The organism is Hydrogenophaga sp. ZJX-1 (genome assembly GCF_048590325.1).
Classification (GTDB): domain Bacteria; phylum Pseudomonadota; class Gammaproteobacteria; order Burkholderiales; family Burkholderiaceae_C; genus Hydrogenophaga.
Genome location: NZ_JBMBRA010000004.1, coordinates 470,484 through 487,203, shown reverse-complemented (window position 1 = coordinate 487,203; position 16,720 = coordinate 470,484). Strand labels below are relative to the sequence as shown.

The window sequence follows — 16,720 nt, the reverse complement described above, 5'->3', positions numbered from 1 at the left end:
CCGGCACCCGCCGTTCAGCGGTCTGCCCGCCGCCCTGACCATGTCTTCAGCCTTTGAATTCCCCACGCCCACGCCCTTGGGCTACTTCGCCGCGCTGGTGGCCGACGATGACGGCTTGCCGTTGCTGGAAGCCGCCACCGCCATCGCCCAGGACGAATACCCCGAGATGGATGTGCAGGAGGTGCTGGGCGACGTGGACCAGTTGCTGGCCCGGGTGCGCCGGCGCTGCGACGACGCCACCGACCCGTTGCAGCGGCTGCGGGCGCTCAACCAGTTCTTCTTTCGCGACATGGGGTTTGGCGGCAACGTCAACAACTACTACGACCCCGACAACAGCTACCTCAACGCGGTGCTCCGGACCCGGCGCGGCATCCCCATCTCCCTGGGTGTGCTCTGGCTGGAGCTGGCGCAGGGCCTGGGCCTGAAGGCGCGGGGCGTCAACTTCCCCGGGCATTTCATGGTGAAGGTCAACCTGCCCAATGGTCAGGTGGTGATCGACCCGTTCACCGGCCAGTCGCTCAGCCGCGAAGACCTGTCCGAGCGGCTGGAGCCCTACAAGCGGCGCAACGGACTGGTGGACGATTTCGACGTGCCGGTCGGCCTCTACCTGCAGGCTGCGCCATCGCGCGAAATCCTCTCGCGCATGTTGCGCAACCTGAAAGAGATCCACCGCACGCAGGAAGACTGGCTGCGCCTGATCGCGGTGCAGGACCGCCTGCTCGTGCTGCTGCCCGATGCCTGGTCTGAGTACCGCGACCGCGGCCTGGCCTGGGCCGAAATGGGTGACGCCCGCCTTGCGGTGAGCGATCTGGAGATCTACATCGCCCACACCGACGACGCGCTCGATCGCGACGCCATGGACCGCCGGCTGCAGGAACTGCGCCGCGCGTTGAACTGAGAGGTTGAGAGTCTTTCGCTCATGCCCGCTCACCCCGCCAAAACGCACCCGCTCGTTGTTGCAAATGCGCGCCATAGCTTGAGCTATGGCTGTGCTTTGCGCCTAGATCGGGCACGTTTTGGCGCGTTGCTCGGTCACGTCCGAAAAACTCTCAACCTCTGAGCCCGCGGATGACGCGCCTGATGCTGGTCGGTGCCACCGGCCTGGTGGGGCAGGCCGTGCTGCAGCAGGCCCTGGCCGACCCAGCTGTGGCCCAGGTGGTCGCACCGACCCGCAAGGCGCTGGCGCCACACCCCAGGCTGCTCAATCCGCTGGTGGACTTCGAGCGCCTGCCCGAAGACGCCGATTGGTGGGCGGTCGACGCCGTGGTCTGCACCCTGGGCACCACCATCGCCAAGGCCGGTTCGCAGGCCGCTTTCTACAAGGTGGACCACGACCACCCGCTGGAGGTGGCCTACCTCGCGCGGCGCCACGGCGCGCGGGCCTTCGCCTTCAACTCGGCCCTGGGCGCGGACGCGGCCTCGCGCGTTTTCTATGCCCGCACCAAGGGCGAGACCGAACGCGATCTGCAGGCCGTGGGCTACCCCTCGCTCACGCTGGTGCGCCCGGGCCTCATCGGGGGCGTGCGGCTGGAGAGCCGGCCGGCCGAACAGCTCGCGGTGCGCATCTCTCAGTGGATGCAGCCGCTGCTGCCGCGGCGCTATCGCGTGGTCCCCGCCCAGCGCATCGCGCACCACCTGCTGCAGGCCGCGCTGGCCGCCACGCCGGGGGTGCATGTGCTGCCGTCGGAGGTGCTGCTGTAGTCAGCCTGGACCACGGCCGTTTCCAGGCTCAGTGGCCGCGGTGCGCCGGTGAGCCCGCCTTGCCGAGCTGGTGCCAGGTGCGGCGCAGCTGGGTGTCGGAGCTGAAGCCGGCGAGCTCGGCGGCCAGCGTCACGCTGTGGCCCGACCGCAGCGCGGCGTCGGCCAGGTCCAGCCGGATGCTGCGCAGGTAGGCCAGCGGGGCGATGCCCGCGTGGGTGATGAACAGGCGCGCGAGGTGGCGCGGCGAGGTGCAGGCCACGTCGGCCATGCGCTGCAGCGACCAGTCGGCCTGCGGTTGCTGGCCGATGGCGTCCTGCACCCGGTGGATGGCCGGATGCAGGTGGGCGCGGTGGCGCAGGAAAGGCGACAGCTCCGGGTCGCCGGGGCCGCGCCGCAGCGCGACGACCATGGTCTGCGCCACGCGGGCCGCGAGCGCCGGGCCACAGACCGCCGCGATGCGGTGCAGGAACAGGTCGATGCCGGTGGTCACGCCCGCGCTGCTGCTGACCGCGCCGTCGAGCACGAACACCCGGTTGGCCACCGCGTCGCAGCGCGGCGCCACCTGGCGCAATTCGTCGAGGTGGTGGTGGTGGGTGGTTGCCCGGTGGCCGTCGAGCAGGCCGGCGTGTGCGGCGAGGATCGCGCCCGCGCACACCGTGACAAGCTCCAGCAGGCCCGCCTGCAGCCGCAGCCCACGCAGCCAGTGCAGCAGTTCCGGCACGCCTGGGCTGCGCACGTCGATGGTGTCACCGGGCTGACCGAGCAACACCACCCAGTGGGGTGCTGACAGTGCCTCGGAAACCACGTCGGGCAGGGGTTCGATGCCGCTGATGCTGGCTCCCACGGAGCTGGTGGCCTGCGCCTGCGGACCGATGAACCGCAGATCAAACGCGGCGGGTTGGCCGCTGGCCTGCAAGCACTGGTTGGCGATGCGCAGTGCCTCGGCCGGACCCGCCCAGTCGAGGATCAGGCTGCCCGGCAGCAGCACGAAGGACACGCGGATCGGCCCGCTCACGTTCGCGTCCACTGGAACTCCATCTGCCGCGCGGTGCGCAGGGCCAGCGCTTCGCCCGCGAGCCGCGCCACCAGGTGCAGGCTCATGTCGATCCCGGCGCTGATGCCGCCGGAGGTGACGATCCGGCCCTGATCGACCCAGCGCACGCCCGCTTTCACGTCGAGCGAAGGGAAGGCTCGGGCCAGGTCGGTCTGGTCTTCCCAATGGGTGGTGACGGGGCCGCCGGTGAGCACGCCGCTGGCTGCGAGCACGAAGGCACCGGTGCAGACCGAGGCCGTCAGTTGCGCGCGTTCGCTGGCCTGCGCCACCCAGCGCAAAGTCTCGGCGCAGCGTATGGCCCCGTCCACGACACCGCCCGGCACGATCAGCACATGCACCGGCGGTGTATCGGAAAAACCGTGGTCGGGCAGCAGGGTCAAACCAGCGCGGGCGCGCACGGGCTGGCGCTCGCGTGCCACGCAGAACACCGCGAACGGTGCCGGGTCTGAAGGCCTTTCGCGCAAGGCCATGCGACTCGCGGTGGTGAACACCTCGTAAGGACCCGCCAAGTCCAGCGCCTCGACCTCGTCGAAGGCCAGGATCGCCACCGTCAGTGTTGCGATGCTCATGAGTGTTGCGCTACCGCGTCGGCCACGCTGCACAGACGCGCGAAGCGGTCTTTCAGCACCGTGGCCGTGCGGGCCATGATGTCGGCGGCCGGCAGTGGCGTGCCGTCGGGCTGCACCATGTCAAAGGTCAGCGTGGCGTCGGTCACGAAGTCCACCGTGTAGCCGAGATCGGCCGCGTGCCGGGCGGTGGTTTCGCAGCACTGTTCGGTGCGGATGCCGCTGACGATCAGGCGCTGGACGGCATTTCGGTTCAGCCACACCTCCAGCCCGGTGCCCACGAGCGCACTGTGGCGCGACTTGTGGAAGGTCGCGGCGGCTTCGAAGTCGGCCAGGCCGTCGAGCGGACGCACGGCGCCCGACTCCAGCGAGAAAGGGTTCTGCGCAACCTGCGGCCCGTCCACGTGGAAGATGCGAACGATGGGCATGCCAACCGCCTGGGCGCCTGCAATGAGCGCGTTTTGCGCGGCCAGGTAGGCGGGCAGGTCCAGTTCGGTGAAGAAGGGGCGGTGGCGGAAGGACTCTTGCGCGTCGATGACCAGCAGGGCGGTTTTCATGGGGGCTCCGTCGGGGTTGTTGAAGCCCTGATCGTGCCGGTGACCGGTGCGGGTGTCTGCTCGTCGCCAGACAGGAACCGATCATTTCAGGACATGGCCATTGTCTTCCAGGTGCCCATGACCGTCGCCACGGACAGGAAATTTCCGGACACTTTCGCTCCCTGGGCGCATTGGATCCCGGAAACGGCGAAGGCCCGTTGCCGGGCCTTCCTGAGCACGAAGCGGGGTGGCTTCAGTTCACCGTGACGGCCGCGCCGTCGCCCTGGGGTGCGATCATGCCGATCTGATACACCGTCTCACCCAGCTCGCGCAGCGTGGCGGCGCAGGCGGCGGCTTCCTCGGCGGCGATCACCACCACCATGCCGATGCCGTTGTTGAAGGTGCGGTTCATCTCGATGTCGTCGATGCCGGCGGTTTTCTGCAGCCAGGCGAACAGCTCGGTCTGCGGCCAGCTGCCTTTCTTGAGATGGGCAGCGGTGCCCTCGGGCAGCACGCGCGGGATGTTCTCCAGCAGGCCGCCGCCGGTGATGTGGGCCAGCGCCTTGACGGGGTGTTTCGCGAGCGTGGCGAGCACGTTCTTCACGTACAGGCGGGTCGGGGCCATGATGGCCTGCTTGAACGGCTGGCCGTCCAGCGTGGCGGGCAGGTCGCTGCTGGCGCGTTCGATGCACTTGCGCACCAGCGAGAATCCGTTGGAATGCACGCCGTGCGAGGCCAGGCCCAGCACCACGTCACCGGGCTTGACGCTCTGGCCGGTCAGGATCTTGCTCTTTTCAACCGCGCCGACGCAGAAACCGGCCAGGTCGTATTCGCCAGCCGGGTACATGCCGGGCATCTCGGCGGTTTCGCCGCCGATCAGCGCGCAGCCCGAGAGTTCACAACCCAGGGCGATACCACCCACCACGGCCGCGGCGGTGTCCACATCCAGTTTGCCGCAGGCGAAGTAGTCGAGGAAGAACAGCGGCTCGGCGCCCTGCACCAGCACGTCGTTCACGCTCATGCCCACCAGGTCGATGCCCACGGTGTCGTGCATGTTCCATTCAAAAGCCAGCTTGAGCTTGGTGCCCACGCCATCGGTGCCCGACACCAGCACCGGTTCCTGGTAGCGCTTGGGTACTTCAAACAGCGCGCCAAAACCGCCGATGCCGGCCAGCACGCCTTCGCGCATGGTCTTCTTCGCCAGCGGCTTGATGCGTTCGACGAGCGCGTCGCCCGCGACGATGTCAACGCCGGCGTCTTTGTAGGAAAGGGGAGTGTTGCTGGAGGTCATGGAGTGCGTGTGCCGGCGGCGGGGCCGGGCGTTGGGACGGGGAAAACGTCGATGGAGCAGCCTCCACCAGGGTGGGGCAGCGGGGTTTGGCGGTCGGTTGCGGGTCCACCCGGGGTGGCGGACTAGAATTTGCCCCAGATTTTAAGGGTTTGCCCCTGCAGCCCGATCGTTCACCCCCGACACACCTGTTCATGACTTTCACGCCCAACCAGATCCGTGTCGCCTCGTGGGCCGCTATTGCGCTGGTGAGCTGGCTGCTCCTGTCACTGCTGGCGCCGGTGCTCATGCCCTTTCTGCTGGCCGCCGTGCTGGCCTATGCGCTGCACCCGCTGGTCGAGCGGCTGCATGCGCGGCGCATCCCGCGCTGGCTCGGCGCCGGCCTGGCCATCACGATGCTGTCGCTGGTGATGCTCGCGGTGGTGCTGCTGATCGTGCCGGTGATCACCAAGCAGGTGCCCTTGCTCAGGGATCAGGTGCCGGCGCTGCTGGACAGTGTCAACACCCGGCTGGTGCCGCTGCTGGCCCGTTTCGGGATCGATCTGCAGGTGGACGTTGCGCTGGTGCGCGGCTGGATGCAGGAACTCATCACCGGCCACGAAAGTGAGCTCATCCAGGGTCTGCTGTCGTCGCTGCGCATCGGCGGCAGCGCGCTCGCCGCCGTGTTCGGCAACCTGATCCTGGCGCCCATCGTGGCTTATTACCTGCTGCTCGACTGGGCCAACCTGGTCGAGCGCAGCAAGGGCCTGATCCCGCCGCGCTGGCGTGCGGGGGTGCAGGGTTTTCTGGACGAAACCGATGCCGTTCTCGGGCAATACCTGCGTGGACAATTGCTGGTCATGGGGGTGCTGGCGGTGTTCTACACCGTGGGGCTGGCCCTGGTGGGTCTGAAGCTGGCCTTGCCGATCGGGGTGTTCACCGGGCTGGCCGTGTTCATTCCCTACCTCGGCTTTGGTCTGGGGCTCGTCATGGGCCTGCTGGCGGCCGTGCTGCAATTTCAGGCGCTGCTGGGTGTCGCTCTGGTGGCGGCGGTGTACACCGTCGGTCAGGTGGTCGAGAGCATGTACGTCACGCCGCGGCTGCTGGGCGAACGCATCGGCCTGCACCCCATCGCCGTCATCTTCGCCCTGATGGCTTTCGGACACCTGTTTGGCTTCGTGGGCGTGCTGGTTGCCTTGCCGGCCAGCGCGGTGCTGCTGGTGGCGATCCGCCGGGCCAAGAGCCGTTACATGGCCAGCGAGCTCTATCTCGAAGGCGTTGCGCAACGGCCCGCGGTTGGCGCCGTGCCCGAGCAGGACGGCCCGGCATGAGCAGCGGTCAGCCCCCCATGAAACAGATGGCGCTGGACATCGGCCTGGCGCCCGTGGCCACGCTGGCCAACTTTGTGGCCGCGGGCAACGAAGCCGCGCTGGCCCACCTGCGCCTGTGGGCCGGCAACCCGCTGCGCTCGCCCGTGCCCACCTTCCTGTGGGGCGAGGGCGGCAGCGGCAAGACGCATCTGCTTCGCGCGGTGCGCGAGGCCCTGCGCGACCACGGCAGCCGGGTGGGCTGGATCGACGCCGCCACACTGCACCCCGCCGAATACGACGAGCACTGGGAGGTGGTGTTGCTCGACGACTGCCAGCTCTACACCGCCGAGCAGCAGGCCGCCGCTTTCAACTGGTTTGTCAATGCCCAGAGTCCGGCTCACGGGCCGGCGCGCTGGGTGCTGGCCGCCGCCGACCGGCCGCCGGCCGACCTGCAGCTGCGCGAAGACCTGCGCACCCGGCTCGGCTGGGGCCATGTGTTCCAGCTGCACGCACTGGGTGAAACCGAGCGCCGTGCCGTGCTGCGCCGGGCGGCCGACGAGCGCGGCGTGTTCCTCAGCGACGAGGTCATGGACTTCATGCTCACCCGCTTCTCGCGCGACCTCTCCAGCCTGATGATGCTGCTCGACCAGCTCGACGCCTACGCCCTGCGCACCCAGCGCGCGATCACCATCCCGCTGATCAAATCCATGCTGGAAAACGAATGACACCCGATGCGCCTCGCACTCTTTGACCTCGATCACACCCTCATCCCCATCGACTCCGACTATTCCTGGGGTCAGTTCACCGTGACCCTGGGTTGGCGCGATGCCGAAACCCACACCCGGGCGAACGACGCCTTTTACGAGCAGTACAAGGCCGGTACGCTGGACATCCACGAATACATCCGTTTCTCCGTGGCACCCCTGGCCGAGCACGGCGCCCAGAAATCCGACGCCGCGCACCGCCGCTTCATGGACGAGGTGATCCGCCCGGCCATGAAACCCGTTGCTTTCGATCTCGTGCGCCAGCACCAGGACGCCGGCGACACGGTGATCATCGTCACCGCCACCAACGAATTCGTCACCCGCCCGATCGCCGAAGCCTTCGGGGTGGACGAGCTGATCGCCATCGATCTGGAGCGCGACGCGCAAGGTGAACCCACAGGCGCGATCCGGGGCACACCGTCGTTTCGCGAGGGCAAGGTCGCGCGTGTGGAACAATGGCTGGCTGCGCGCGGCCATTCCTGGGCCAGCGTGGCGCACAGCACCTTCTACAGCGACTCCATCAACGACCTGCCGCTGCTGGAAAAAGTGCACGAGCCCGTCGCGACCAACCCGGACGCCCGGCTCCGGCCCATCGCCAGCGAGCGGGGCTGGCGCATCCTGAACCTATTCGAATGATCAAAAAATTCATCGACAAGCTGCTTGGCAAAGCCAGCGGCTCCAAAAACGCCAAGATCTCCAAATTCGGCAAACGCGAAGACGTGCCGGTGTCGGTGCACGGCATCGACCGCAGCCTGGTGGACCAGCGTGCGTTGGACGTGGTGCACACGCTCAAGCAGGCTGGCTTCGAGGCCTACATCGTGGGCGGCGCGGTGCGCGACCTGTTGCTCGGCCTGCGTCCGAAAGACTTCGACGTCGCCACCAGCGCCACGCCCGAGCAGGTGAAGAGCCTGTTCCGCCGTGCCTTCATCATCGGGCGGCGCTTCCGCATCGTGCACGTGGTCTATGGCCGTGGCCGTGAGCACGAGATGATCGAAGTCTCGACCTTCCGCGCCTACCTCGACAGCGCCGACGCCGAGCAGGTGAGCGGCAACGAGCGCACCAGCAAGGGGGAGCTCGCCAGCATGAAGCACGCGGTGGACGCCAGCGGGCGTGTGCTGCGCGACAACGTCTGGGGTCCGATCGAGCAGGACGCGGCGCGCCGCGATTTCTCCATCAACGCCATGTATTACGACCCGGAATCCCAGGTCGTGGTCGATTTCCACAACGGCATCCGCGACGCCAAGAAGCTCACCCTGCGCATGATCGGTGACGCCGCCACGCGCTACCGCGAAGACCCGGTGCGCATCATCCGCGCCGTGCGTTTTGCCGCCAAGCTGAGCGGCCTGGGTTTCAAGTTCGACGCCAAGACCCTGGCGCCGCTGGCTTCGTCGCACAAGCTGCTGGCCGACGTGCCGCAGAGCCGCCTGTTCGATGAAATGCTCAAGCTGTTGCAGACCGGGCATTCGCTGGCCAGTGTGGAGCAGCTCCGGGCGGTCGGCCTGAACACCGGCATCTACCCGTTGCTCGACGTGGTGGTGGAGCGTGCCGACGATCCGTTCGTGAAACTGGCCCTGCAGGACACCGACCGCCGCGTCGGCGAAAGCAAGCCGGTGGCGCCGAGCTTCCTGCTGGCCTGTGTGTTGTGGGCCGATGTGCGCAAAGGCTGGAGCCAGCGCCTGCAGCCGCGCGGCAACCAGCGCCCGCCGCCGGCGTTTGGTGCCTTGCAGGACGCGGTGGACGAGGTGTTCGAGTCCCGCATTGGTGACGTGTCGGGTCGCGGCAAGCTGGGCGCCGACATGCGCGAGATCTGGATGATGCAGCCGCGCTTTGACAAGCGCGTGGGCACATCGCCGTTCAGCCTGGTGGACCAGGCACGCTTCCGCGCCGGCTTCGACTTCCTGCGCCTGCGCGCCCAGGTGGGCGAGATCGAGGAAGAGCTCGCCCACTGGTGGGAGACGTTCCAGAACGCCAGCGACGAAATCCGTGAAGACATGGTGGACGCGCAGCGCAAGGTCAACCAGCCCAAGGGCGGAGCTGGCGGTGCGCGCCGCGTGAAGCGCACCGATGCCGACCACCCGGCCAGCGCGACCGAGCCGGATCCACGCTTCCGGGCGGCGGGTGTGGCTGATAACGACGAAGACGGCGACGACGACAACGCGCCAGCCGAAGCGGGCGCCTCCGCCGATGGAACGACGGCACCCGCCAAGAAGCGCCGCCGCCGCCGTCGCAAACCCGGTGGCGCAGGTGGTGCGGCCGGGCAGGGCGGCGCCACCGAAGGTTCCGGCGACTGATCTCGATCCGTGCAGGCCTCGGGCATGCAACAGCGCGCTGAAGTCACGGCCTTTGTGGCGCTGGGCGCCAACCTCGGCGATCCGGCGCAGGCCTTGCGAGAAGCCTTGCAGCGCTTGTCTGAAACCCCGGGCGTCCGGCTGGTAAGGGCCTCCAGCCTGTACCGCACCACGCCCATCGACTCCAGCGGGCCGGACTACCTCAACGCGGTGGCCGAGATCGCCACCACGCTCACCGCACCCGGTCTGCTCACCGCCCTGCAAGCGATCGAGCAGGGCGCAGGGCGAGAGCGTCCCTACCGCAACGCGCCGCGCACGCTGGATCTGGACCTGCTGCTGTACGGCAGCGCGCGCATCCATTCGCCAACGCTGACCGTGCCGCACCCTAGCATGGGGGAGCGGGCGTTTGTGCTGGTGCCGTTGCACGAGATTGCGCCCGGGCGGGTGACAGACGAGGCACTGGCCGCGGTATCAGGCCAAGGCATCCAGCGCATGTGAGGTCGCAGCCGGAGCGCGTGCCCGAAACCAGGATGCCGTGGAACGGGCTTTGCCCGGCCACAGGCATCGCCCCCCTTGAGGGGGGTGACGCGAAGCGGCGCGGGGGGGTGCTCCGTTCAGGGCGCCAGCCGCTCCCGCAGCCAGCTGCCATCGCCTTGCAGCGTGTAACGCAGCCGGTCGTGCAACCGGCTCTTGCGGCCTTGCCAGAACTGCCAGTTGTCGGGTTTGAGGCGGTAGCCGCCCCAGTGCGGCGGGCGCGGGGGCTGCAGCAGGAACTGCGCGCCATACTTCGCCGCGTTGGTCACCAGCACGGTGCGGCTGTCGATCACCTCGCTCTGCGGACTGGCCCAGGCACCGATGCGGCTGTCGAGCGGGCGGCTCTTGAAGTAGGCATCGCTTTCTTCAGCGCTCACCTTTTCGACGAGGCCTTCGATGCGCACCACGCGCTCCAGCTCAACCCAGTGGAACTGCAGCGCGGCGTAGGGGTTGCCGGCCAGCTCGCGGCCTTTCTGGCTCTGGTAGTTGGTGTACCAGACGATGCCCTGTTCGTCGTAGCCCTTGATCAGCACCACGCGCGTGCTCGGCCGCAGGTTGGCCCCCACGGTGGCGAGCGTCATGGCGTTGGGTTCGGGCACTTCGCTGTGGATGGCTTCGGTGAGCCACTGGTCGAACTGTTTGAGCGGATCGGCCTGGGAAGCGGATTCGCTGAGTTCGGCTTTTTCATAGCTTTTGCGCAGGTCGGCGATGTTCATATGATCAGTATAGGCAGCCAGGGGTGCGCGGCGCTTGCGCGCGGTCAATCGGCTGCTTCGGGCGGGGCCAGCCGCAGCAGGCGCTCCAGCGCGTGGTCTTCGATGCCGTGGGCGCGCAGGCCGTGCAGCGTCTGGCGGGCGTAGTCCAGCGTGCTGCCGTAACGCCCGCGGCAGTGCGTGAAGATGTCGCGGTAGCGTTCGTCGTCGAGCGTGCCGGTGTAGTTGGGGCTGCGGCGCGACAGCGTGAAGGCCAGCGCCTGCACCGGGCCTTGTGCGGTCTGGCAGTGCAGCCACTTCGGGTCGTACACGGGGTTGGGCATTTCGCGCGCCCAGAGCGTGGGAAACAGCGCCTCAACCTGGGCGTGGGGCACCCGCAGTGCCAGTCCCGTGCAGCTGCCGCCGCTCATCAGCGCGAACACCAGGCCGGGCCGCTCGGGTGTGCCACGGTTGACCCGGCTCCACATCTGCAGGCAGCGGTGGTAGCCGTGCACCCGGGCCAGGCGCTGTTCGGCGGCGTCGAACTCGGGTCGCCAGACCAGCGAGGCGTAGCCGAACACCCACAGGTCGGGCGCTGGCCCCTGGCTGCGCCATTCGGCCACGGTGTCGGCCATCATCCGGGCGCCGTCGCGTCGGGCTGGGTCCCAGGTGTCGGGTCGGCGGGCTCGGGGAAAGCTCTGGGCAGGATGCATGTCAGATGGGGCCATTTAGAATGCGGGGTTGGTCGCGCAGGTCTTGGGGTTCATTTCCCTGGCCGGCTGCGAACAGTGTCGATTTTCTCTTGCGCATTGTTTTTCAGGGAGTGTTTGACCATGTCTTCTCAAGATGACGATCAGGAAGGCCGCGTCGTCGCGGCGGTGTTGATGGCTGCCGTGCTGCTGGCCGTGGGCCTGTCGGTGGGCTTCGGCATCCAGAAAGCCCGTGGCACCGGCAGCGCCGTGGCAACCGCTGTGGTGGTCGCGCCCGTTGCCGATGCACCAGTCGCCAGCGATGCGCCCGTCAGCGCCGCCGCTCCCGTTGCTGTTGCCCCGGTGGTGGCCGAAGACGCCAGCGTGGTGATCGAAAACGGTGTGGTCACGTTCTACTTTGCTTCCGGAAAGGCCGATCTGGCGTCGGGCGCGCTGGACGCGCTGGGCGATGCGATCGCCGCCGCCAAGGGGGGCAAACGCCTGGTACTGTCCGGCTTCCACGATGCGACCGGCAACCCGGCACAGAACGCCGAGCTGGCCAAGAAACGCGCGCTCTCGGTGCGCGACGCCCTGGTGGGCGCGGGCGTGGCCGCTGCTTCGCTGGAACTCAAGAAGCCTGAAGAAGCCACCGGCACCGGCAACGACGCCGAAGCCCGCCGCGTGGAAGTGATGATCGTCGACTGATCCTCGCGTCTCGCGCCCGCAAAAAAAGCCCGGACTGCCGGGCTTTTTTGTGGGCGCCTGCAGCGCAGGCGGCGGATCAGCGCAGACCGGCACCGCCTTCGGTTTCAGCGCGCTGGATCAGCTCGATCTTGTAGCCGTCGGGGTCGGTCACGAAGGCGATCACGGTGCTGCCGCCTTTGACCGGGCCGGCCTCGCGCGTCACGTTGCCGCCCGCTGCCTTGATTTTTTCGCAGGCGGCGTAGGCATCGGGTACGCCCAGGGCGATGTGGCCATAGGCAGTGCCCATGTCGTAGCTGTCGGTGTCCCAGTTCCAGGTGAGTTCGATCTCGGCCTGGCCGGGGTTGCCGCCCTCGAATCCGAGGAACGCCAGCGAATACTTGTACTCCGGGTTCTCCGAGGTGCGCAGCAGCTGCATGCCCATCACCTGGGTGTAGAAGTCGATCGAGCGCTGCAGGTTGCCCACGCGCAGCATGGTGTGAAGGAGTCGCATGTCGGGTTCTCTCGGGTCGGTTCGTGGACCGCAATTATGTCGTCGCACCGCCCGCGGGCTTGTGCTGCAGGTCGAATACCAGGCAGGTCGTGGTGGCATGGGCGTAGAGCGTGCCGTCGGGCCCGACCAGTTGCGCCTCGGCGGTGGCAAGCTGGCGACCGCAGTGGACCACGCGGCCGATGGCGCGCACGCGCGGCACCTTGGGCGTGAGGGCTCGCACGATGTTCACGCTGAGCTCGGCGGTGGTGTAGGCGCGGCCGGGCGGCATCTTGGTGTGCACCGCGCAGCCCAGTGCGGAGTCGAGCAGGGTGGCGAACCAGCCGCCGTGCACCGTGCCCATGGGGTTGAGATGCTGCGAGCCCGGCGTGCCCTGGAAGACGGCACTGCCGTCACCCACTTCGACGATCAGGAAGTCCAGCGTCTTGGCGATGGCGGCGTAGGGAATCTCGCCCAGCAACATGGCCTGCATCACTTCCAGTCCGGTCTTGCCGGCGATCTGGTCGGGCCGGGCCACGCCGGGCCCGGGGCCGGCGGCCAGGCGTTGCTGAATTTCTTGCTCCTGGGCCAGCCAGGTTTCCAGGTTGTCGTTGGCGCTCATGGGTTGCTCCTTAACAGTTGCATATGCATTCATTGTAGATACAATCAATCGCATGAACCCTGTCACCACCGCGTCAAACCCCACAGGCGCTGCGGTCAAGCCGCAGGGCTGCACCAATCTCAAGCTGCGCCAGCTGATGCGCCGCGTGGCGCAGCACTACGACAACGAGGTGGGCAAGTCGGGGCTGAAGGGCACGCAGTATTCGCTGCTGTCCTATGTGGTCAAGCTTGGGCCGATCCGTGCGGTGGACCTGGCCGCCGAGATGAAAGTCAGCACCTCGACCCTGTCGCGCAACCTGCAGCCGCTGGTGGCCGCGGGCTGGCTCTCGGTGGGGCCGGGGGCCGACGCGCGCAGCCACCTGATCATGGCCACCGAGGCCGGTCAGACCAAGCGGGCAGAAGCCCAGCGGCGCTGGCGCGTCGCGCAAGAGGGCATCAACCGGGCGCTCGGCGTGGAGCGCGTGGCGGCCCTGCACAGCTTGCTGGACGAAGCCATGGCCTGCCTGTCACCGGTGGCCGGTGACGACGGGATCGGCCTTTAGCTTTTGATGCCCACCAGCGCGCTGTAGGCCTGGCGCGTCTCCGGCGACACCGAGGCCACCAGTTGGGCGTACGGGGTCTGGTGGCGGGCGAGCACCCGCGCGGAGGCGGTCGCGCGGGTTCGGCAGTACCAGTGGCAGGTGTGCTGCATCAGGTACAGCTCGGCCAGCAGGGTGTAGGCCCGGTCGCGTTCGCTGCGTTGTGCCGTGTTGTCCACCGTTTGCTGGATGCCGCGGGCGTGGATGTGCATGGCCTCACGCAGATCGAAACTGGCGCCCGGCAACCAGCGGTCGGCGTAGGGCAGGGCGATGCGGTTGACGCGGAACGGCGCGGAGGTGTCCTTGGCCAGGCCGGCGGCGAAGCGCTGGAACTGACTGGCGAGCGAGGCTTCGGTGGACGCCTGCAGTTGCCATATCTGCTGGCGTCGCTGAGGGTCTTTTTCGCTGAGTGCCCGCATGTAGCCCTCGCTCAGGTGTGCCATCAGCTTTTCGATCTGGAACTGGCCGAGATGGCGCCCCAGCAGCAGGATGCGCTGGCGCTGGTCCGTGGTCTTGAGGATGAAGGCACCGGCAAAGGCCAGCAGGCTGAGTGTGAAGATATCCATGGGAAAACCGGAGCGCAGAAGGCATGCAGTGTAGTCACTGCCCATGGCGCAGGCTTCAGGTCGCTGGTGAACACGGCCGAGACCCTTTCAGAAGATCATCCGTCCGCGGTGGTTGTCCAACAGCGAAAATGGCGCTGCTTTCGGTAACGCCGCATCCCCGGTCCCAGCCACGCCTTCAACCCATCCACAGTCCATGAGCGCCTCCTCATTCGCCCCTTTTGGCCGCGTGGTCGCCGGCTACGGCGTGGTGGCCGTGCTCTGGATCCTGTGGTCCGACGCGCTGGTGGAGCTGCTGTTCGAGAACATCGAGTTGCTCGCCGCGGCGCAAGCCTGGAAAGGCCTGCTGTTCGTGCTCGTAACCACCGGACTGCTGTTCCTGTTCCTCCGGCGCGTGCACGCGCGCATGCAGCGGCAGACCGAAGTCGAGCTGCAGGCCCTGCGGCGGGAGGCGCAAACCGCAGCCCTGCTGCAGGCCTTGATGGACAGCTCGCCCGATGCGATCTTTGCCAAGGACCGTGAGGGGCGCTATCTGCTGGTCAACCAGGAAACCGAGCGCATGGTCTGCAAGGGCGTGACGCCGATGCTGGGTTTGCGGGTCCAGGATCTGCTGCCCGCCGAACAGGCCGACAAGATATGGGAGGACGAGCGCCGCATCATGCGCGAGGGCCGTATCGAGAACCTGGAGTACGAGGTCGATACCAACGAAGGTCGGCGCACCTTCAATTCGATCAAGGGCCCCTTGCGCGATGAGACGGGCACCATCGGTGTGTTCGGCATGGCCCGCGACATCACGGACATGGTGACGGTGCGGCGCCAGTTGCAGGAGAGCGAAAGGCGCTACCGGCTGCTGTTCGAGAACAACCCGCAGCCGATGTGGGTGATCGATCTGGAGACGCTGGAGTTTCTCGCCGTCAACGACGCCGCCGTGGTGCACTACGGCTACAGCCGCGATGAGTTCCTGTCGATGCGCCTGCCGGTGGTGGCCCCGCCCGATCTGGTGAATGGGCCGGAGCGCGTCATGCCGGCGACGCTGAAGGCACCTTCCATGGCGAACCAGGTCACCGGCCCGTGGCCTCACCGGCTGAAGGACGGTCGCGTGGTTGAGGTGGAGATATCGGGGCGCAACATCGAGTATGAAGGGCGGCCGGCCCGGATCGTCCTGATCAATGATGTGACCGCCAAGCGGCGGGTGGAACTGGAGCGAGACGCCGCCCACAGGCTGCTGGAGGATGTGCTCAGCCGCGTGACCGACGCCTTCGTGTCGGCCGGACCCGATCAGCGCCTGGTGTATGCCAACGACCGGGCCGCCCGCCTGGTGGGCGTGGCGTCTCCTCAGGACATGCTGGGTCACATCGTCTGGGACGTGTTTCCCGATTCCCGGGGAACACGTTTCAAGGCCGCGTACTGGCGCGCGCGCGAAAGCGGACGATCCGAGGTGGTGGAAGACTGGTGCCAGCCCTGGGGCCTGTGGCTGGAGGTGCGCTGGTACCCCGCCGGCGACCATGTCGCCGGCTACATCACCGACATCACGGCGCGCAAGCAGGCCGAGCAAGAATTGCAGCAGTCGAAGGCGACCTTGTCCGACCTGTCCCAGCGGCTGATGGCGCAGGAGCGCTTCACGACGCGGCGCATCGCCCAGTCACTGCACGACCAGCTCGGCCAGCAGCTCAGCAGCGCGCGGCTGTACCTGGATGTGGCCATGGCGCGTCCGGGACCGGCACAGAACGTGGCGTCCGGGCCTCTGGCGAAGGCTTCCGGCATGCTCGACAGCGCCATCGCGCACGTGCGCGATGTGTTGCGCGAGGTGCGCCCACCCCTGCTGGAAGACCAGGGCCTGGCCGCGGCGCTGGACAACGAACTGCGCGCTTCGCCCGCCAGCGATCTGGGGCTGGCGGTCGAGCTGGAGCTGGGTACCTCGGTTCGCGGCATCCGCTGGGCCGATGCGGTGGAATACGCCGCTTTCATGATCGCGCGCGAAGCCATCGGCAATGCCGTGCGGCACGCCCAGGCCACGCGGGTGAGGGTGTCGCTCGACGGCGATGCCGGGCATCTCCGCATGCGGATCGAGGACAACGGCAAGGGCATTGAAGACGATGACCTGCACGGGCGCTCCGGGCATCTGGGCATCGTCGGCATGCGCGAACGGGCGGCGGCCATTGGCGCGGACCTGCTGGTGGAGCGCGGGGCGGCGGGTGGCACGGTGGTGGAGCTCACGCGGGAAGAGGCAGCGCCATGAGCGCTGCGCCGGGCCGTTCCCAAGCCAGCTCGCGCCGCAGCCCGCAGGGCGAAGGTACTCCAGTGAGCGCCGCGCCGGGCCGTTCCCAAGCCAGCTCGCACCGCAGCCCGCAGGGCGAAGGTACTCCAGTGAGCGCCGACCGGCCGT

Annotated in this window: 19 protein-coding genes; 10 read left to right on the top strand and 9 right to left on the bottom strand. The window is 67.8% G+C overall.

Annotated features, from left to right (window positions below; all coding sequences use genetic code 11):
• The first annotated feature begins 40 nt into the window (after nucleotides 1–40).
• Together ACN5W5_RS14215 and ACN5W5_RS14210 are read left to right on the top strand one after the other, a co-directional pair.
• On the top strand, nucleotides 41–898 hold the full coding sequence (locus tag ACN5W5_RS14215; protein WP_420049139.1) for a SirB1 family protein: 858 nt from the start codon (nucleotides 41–43) through the stop codon (nucleotides 896–898).
• 170 nt (nucleotides 899–1,068) lie between these two features.
• The gene (locus ACN5W5_RS14210) at nucleotides 1,069–1,701 is read left to right on the top strand and encodes an NAD-dependent dehydratase (RefSeq protein ID WP_420049138.1); all 633 of its coding nucleotides are present in this window, start codon (nucleotides 1,069–1,071) and stop codon (nucleotides 1,699–1,701) included.
• A gap of 28 nt (nucleotides 1,702–1,729) precedes the next feature.
• Here the strand turns inward: ACN5W5_RS14210 and ACN5W5_RS14205 are convergent, their stop codons facing one another.
• The 4 genes from ACN5W5_RS14205 to purM all read right to left on the bottom strand — a co-directional run bounded on the left by ACN5W5_RS14205 (nucleotide 1,730) and on the right by purM (nucleotide 5,148).
• On the bottom strand, nucleotides 1,730–2,728 hold the full coding sequence (locus ACN5W5_RS14205) for a GlxA family transcriptional regulator (RefSeq protein ID WP_420049137.1): 999 nt from the start codon (nucleotides 2,726–2,728) through the stop codon (nucleotides 1,730–1,732).
• Nucleotides 2,713–3,324: a DJ-1/PfpI family protein gene (locus ACN5W5_RS14200; RefSeq protein WP_420049136.1), complete on the bottom strand. Its 612-nt coding sequence runs from the start codon at nucleotides 3,322–3,324 to the stop codon at nucleotides 2,713–2,715. The genes ACN5W5_RS14205 and ACN5W5_RS14200 overlap by 16 nt, the downstream gene beginning before the upstream one ends.
• On the bottom strand, nucleotides 3,321–3,878 hold the full coding sequence (locus ACN5W5_RS14195; protein ID WP_420049135.1) for an isochorismatase family protein: 558 nt from the start codon (nucleotides 3,876–3,878) through the stop codon (nucleotides 3,321–3,323). Before ACN5W5_RS14195 ends, ACN5W5_RS14200 begins: the two co-directional genes overlap by 4 nt.
• A gap of 232 nt (nucleotides 3,879–4,110) precedes the next feature.
• Nucleotides 4,111–5,148: a phosphoribosylformylglycinamidine cyclo-ligase gene (gene purM, locus ACN5W5_RS14190; protein WP_420049134.1), complete on the bottom strand. Its 1,038-nt coding sequence runs from the start codon at nucleotides 5,146–5,148 to the stop codon at nucleotides 4,111–4,113.
• Nucleotides 5,149–5,339: 191 nt separating this feature from the next.
• Here purM and ACN5W5_RS14185 point away from each other — a divergent pair, with 191 nt between their 5' ends.
• Genes ACN5W5_RS14185 through folK form a run of 5 tightly spaced genes read left to right on the top strand, consistent with a single transcriptional unit; the run spans nucleotide 5,340 to nucleotide 9,984 of the window.
• Nucleotides 5,340–6,455, top strand: coding sequence for an AI-2E family transporter (locus ACN5W5_RS14185; protein ID WP_420049133.1), 1,116 nt, complete (start codon nucleotides 5,340–5,342; stop codon nucleotides 6,453–6,455).
• A 17-nt stretch (nucleotides 6,456–6,472) separates the two neighbouring features.
• Nucleotides 6,473–7,159, top strand: coding sequence for a DnaA regulatory inactivator Hda (gene hda / locus ACN5W5_RS14180; protein WP_420049273.1), 687 nt, complete (start codon nucleotides 6,473–6,475; stop codon nucleotides 7,157–7,159).
• 6 nt (nucleotides 7,160–7,165) lie between these two features.
• Complete coding sequence (locus tag ACN5W5_RS14175) at nucleotides 7,166–7,834, top strand: HAD family hydrolase (RefSeq protein ID WP_177135656.1); 669 nt, start codon at nucleotides 7,166–7,168, stop codon at nucleotides 7,832–7,834.
• Entirely contained in the window at nucleotides 7,831–9,489 is a 1,659-nt protein-coding gene (gene pcnB, locus ACN5W5_RS14170; RefSeq protein WP_420049132.1) for a polynucleotide adenylyltransferase PcnB, read from the top strand. The genes ACN5W5_RS14175 and pcnB overlap by 4 nt, the downstream gene beginning before the upstream one ends.
• Nucleotides 9,490–9,513: 24 nt before the next feature.
• The gene (gene folK, locus ACN5W5_RS14165; RefSeq protein WP_420049131.1) at nucleotides 9,514–9,984 is read left to right on the top strand and encodes a 2-amino-4-hydroxy-6-hydroxymethyldihydropteridine diphosphokinase; all 471 of its coding nucleotides are present in this window, start codon (nucleotides 9,514–9,516) and stop codon (nucleotides 9,982–9,984) included.
• A gap of 116 nt (nucleotides 9,985–10,100) precedes the next feature.
• On the opposite strand, the gene pdxH is transcribed toward folK, so the two are convergent.
• On the bottom strand, nucleotides 10,101–10,736 hold the full coding sequence (gene pdxH, locus ACN5W5_RS14160) for a pyridoxamine 5'-phosphate oxidase (protein ID WP_420049130.1): 636 nt from the start codon (nucleotides 10,734–10,736) through the stop codon (nucleotides 10,101–10,103).
• Nucleotides 10,737–10,780: 44 nt separating this feature from the next.
• Nucleotides 10,781–11,440, bottom strand: a complete 660-nt coding sequence (locus ACN5W5_RS14155) for a gamma-glutamylcyclotransferase (protein WP_420049129.1) — start codon at nucleotides 11,438–11,440, stop codon at nucleotides 10,781–10,783.
• A gap of 105 nt (nucleotides 11,441–11,545) precedes the next feature.
• Here ACN5W5_RS14155 and ACN5W5_RS14150 point away from each other — a divergent pair, with 105 nt between their 5' ends.
• Nucleotides 11,546–12,106 (top strand): OmpA family protein, encoded by a 561-nt coding sequence (locus ACN5W5_RS14150; protein ID WP_420049128.1) that lies wholly within the window; start codon nucleotides 11,546–11,548, stop codon nucleotides 12,104–12,106.
• 76 nt (nucleotides 12,107–12,182) lie between these two features.
• On the opposite strand, the gene gloA is transcribed toward ACN5W5_RS14150, so the two are convergent.
• Together gloA and ACN5W5_RS14140 are read right to left on the bottom strand one after the other, a co-directional pair.
• Nucleotides 12,183–12,596, bottom strand: a complete 414-nt coding sequence (gloA, locus tag ACN5W5_RS14145; protein ID WP_420049127.1) for a lactoylglutathione lyase — start codon at nucleotides 12,594–12,596, stop codon at nucleotides 12,183–12,185.
• A gap of 34 nt (nucleotides 12,597–12,630) precedes the next feature.
• A complete protein-coding gene (locus ACN5W5_RS14140; RefSeq protein ID WP_420049126.1) occupies nucleotides 12,631–13,194 on the bottom strand; it encodes a PaaI family thioesterase in 564 nt (187 codons plus the stop codon).
• 52 nt (nucleotides 13,195–13,246) lie between these two features.
• Here ACN5W5_RS14140 and ACN5W5_RS14135 point away from each other — a divergent pair, with 52 nt between their 5' ends.
• Nucleotides 13,247–13,735 (top strand): MarR family winged helix-turn-helix transcriptional regulator, encoded by a 489-nt coding sequence (locus ACN5W5_RS14135; protein WP_420049125.1) that lies wholly within the window; start codon nucleotides 13,247–13,249, stop codon nucleotides 13,733–13,735.
• Here the strand turns inward: ACN5W5_RS14135 and ACN5W5_RS14130 are convergent.
• The gene (locus ACN5W5_RS14130) at nucleotides 13,732–14,337 is read right to left on the bottom strand and encodes a hypothetical protein (RefSeq protein WP_420049124.1); all 606 of its coding nucleotides are present in this window, start codon (nucleotides 14,335–14,337) and stop codon (nucleotides 13,732–13,734) included. The genes ACN5W5_RS14135 and ACN5W5_RS14130 overlap by 4 nt on opposite strands.
• 193 nt (nucleotides 14,338–14,530) lie before the next feature.
• Between ACN5W5_RS14130 and ACN5W5_RS14125 the strand changes: the two genes are divergently transcribed.
• Nucleotides 14,531–16,573, top strand: a complete 2,043-nt coding sequence (locus ACN5W5_RS14125) for a PAS domain S-box protein (protein WP_420049123.1) — start codon at nucleotides 14,531–14,533, stop codon at nucleotides 16,571–16,573.
• Nucleotides 16,574–16,720: the final 147 nt, after the last annotated feature.

Bases quoted from the DNA above. Each gene is read 5' to 3' on its own strand.
- hda (WP_420049273.1), top strand. From the start codon at position 6,473: ATGAAACAGATGGCGCTGGACATCGGCCTGGCGCCCGTGGCCACGCTG.
- pcnB (WP_420049132.1), top strand. From the start codon at position 7,831: ATGATCAAAAAATTCATCGACAAGCTGCTTGGCAAAGCCAGCGGCTCC.
- ACN5W5_RS14215 (WP_420049139.1), top strand. From the start codon at position 41: ATGTCTTCAGCCTTTGAATTCCCCACGCCCACGCCCTTGGGCTACTTC.
- gloA (WP_420049127.1), bottom strand. From the start codon at position 12,596: ATGCGACTCCTTCACACCATGCTGCGCGTGGGCAACCTGCAGCGCTCG.
- ACN5W5_RS14185 (WP_420049133.1), top strand. From the start codon at position 5,340: ATGACTTTCACGCCCAACCAGATCCGTGTCGCCTCGTGGGCCGCTATT.
- ACN5W5_RS14125 (WP_420049123.1), top strand. From the start codon at position 14,531: ATGAGCGCCTCCTCATTCGCCCCTTTTGGCCGCGTGGTCGCCGGCTAC.
- ACN5W5_RS14195 (WP_420049135.1), bottom strand. From the start codon at position 3,878: ATGAAAACCGCCCTGCTGGTCATCGACGCGCAAGAGTCCTTCCGCCAC.
- ACN5W5_RS14130 (WP_420049124.1), bottom strand. From the start codon at position 14,337: ATGGATATCTTCACACTCAGCCTGCTGGCCTTTGCCGGTGCCTTCATC.
- ACN5W5_RS14140 (WP_420049126.1), bottom strand. From the start codon at position 13,194: ATGAGCGCCAACGACAACCTGGAAACCTGGCTGGCCCAGGAGCAAGAA.
- ACN5W5_RS14150 (WP_420049128.1), top strand. From the start codon at position 11,546: ATGTCTTCTCAAGATGACGATCAGGAAGGCCGCGTCGTCGCGGCGGTG.
- ACN5W5_RS14200 (WP_420049136.1), bottom strand. From the start codon at position 3,324: ATGAGCATCGCAACACTGACGGTGGCGATCCTGGCCTTCGACGAGGTC.
- ACN5W5_RS14155 (WP_420049129.1), bottom strand. From the start codon at position 11,440: ATGGCCCCATCTGACATGCATCCTGCCCAGAGCTTTCCCCGAGCCCGC.
- purM (WP_420049134.1), bottom strand. From the start codon at position 5,148: ATGACCTCCAGCAACACTCCCCTTTCCTACAAAGACGCCGGCGTTGAC.
- ACN5W5_RS14175 (WP_177135656.1), top strand. From the start codon at position 7,166: ATGCGCCTCGCACTCTTTGACCTCGATCACACCCTCATCCCCATCGAC.
- ACN5W5_RS14210 (WP_420049138.1), top strand. From the start codon at position 1,069: ATGACGCGCCTGATGCTGGTCGGTGCCACCGGCCTGGTGGGGCAGGCC.
- folK (WP_420049131.1), top strand. From the start codon at position 9,514: ATGCAACAGCGCGCTGAAGTCACGGCCTTTGTGGCGCTGGGCGCCAAC.
- pdxH (WP_420049130.1), bottom strand. From the start codon at position 10,736: ATGAACATCGCCGACCTGCGCAAAAGCTATGAAAAAGCCGAACTCAGC.
- ACN5W5_RS14135 (WP_420049125.1), top strand. From the start codon at position 13,247: ATGAACCCTGTCACCACCGCGTCAAACCCCACAGGCGCTGCGGTCAAG.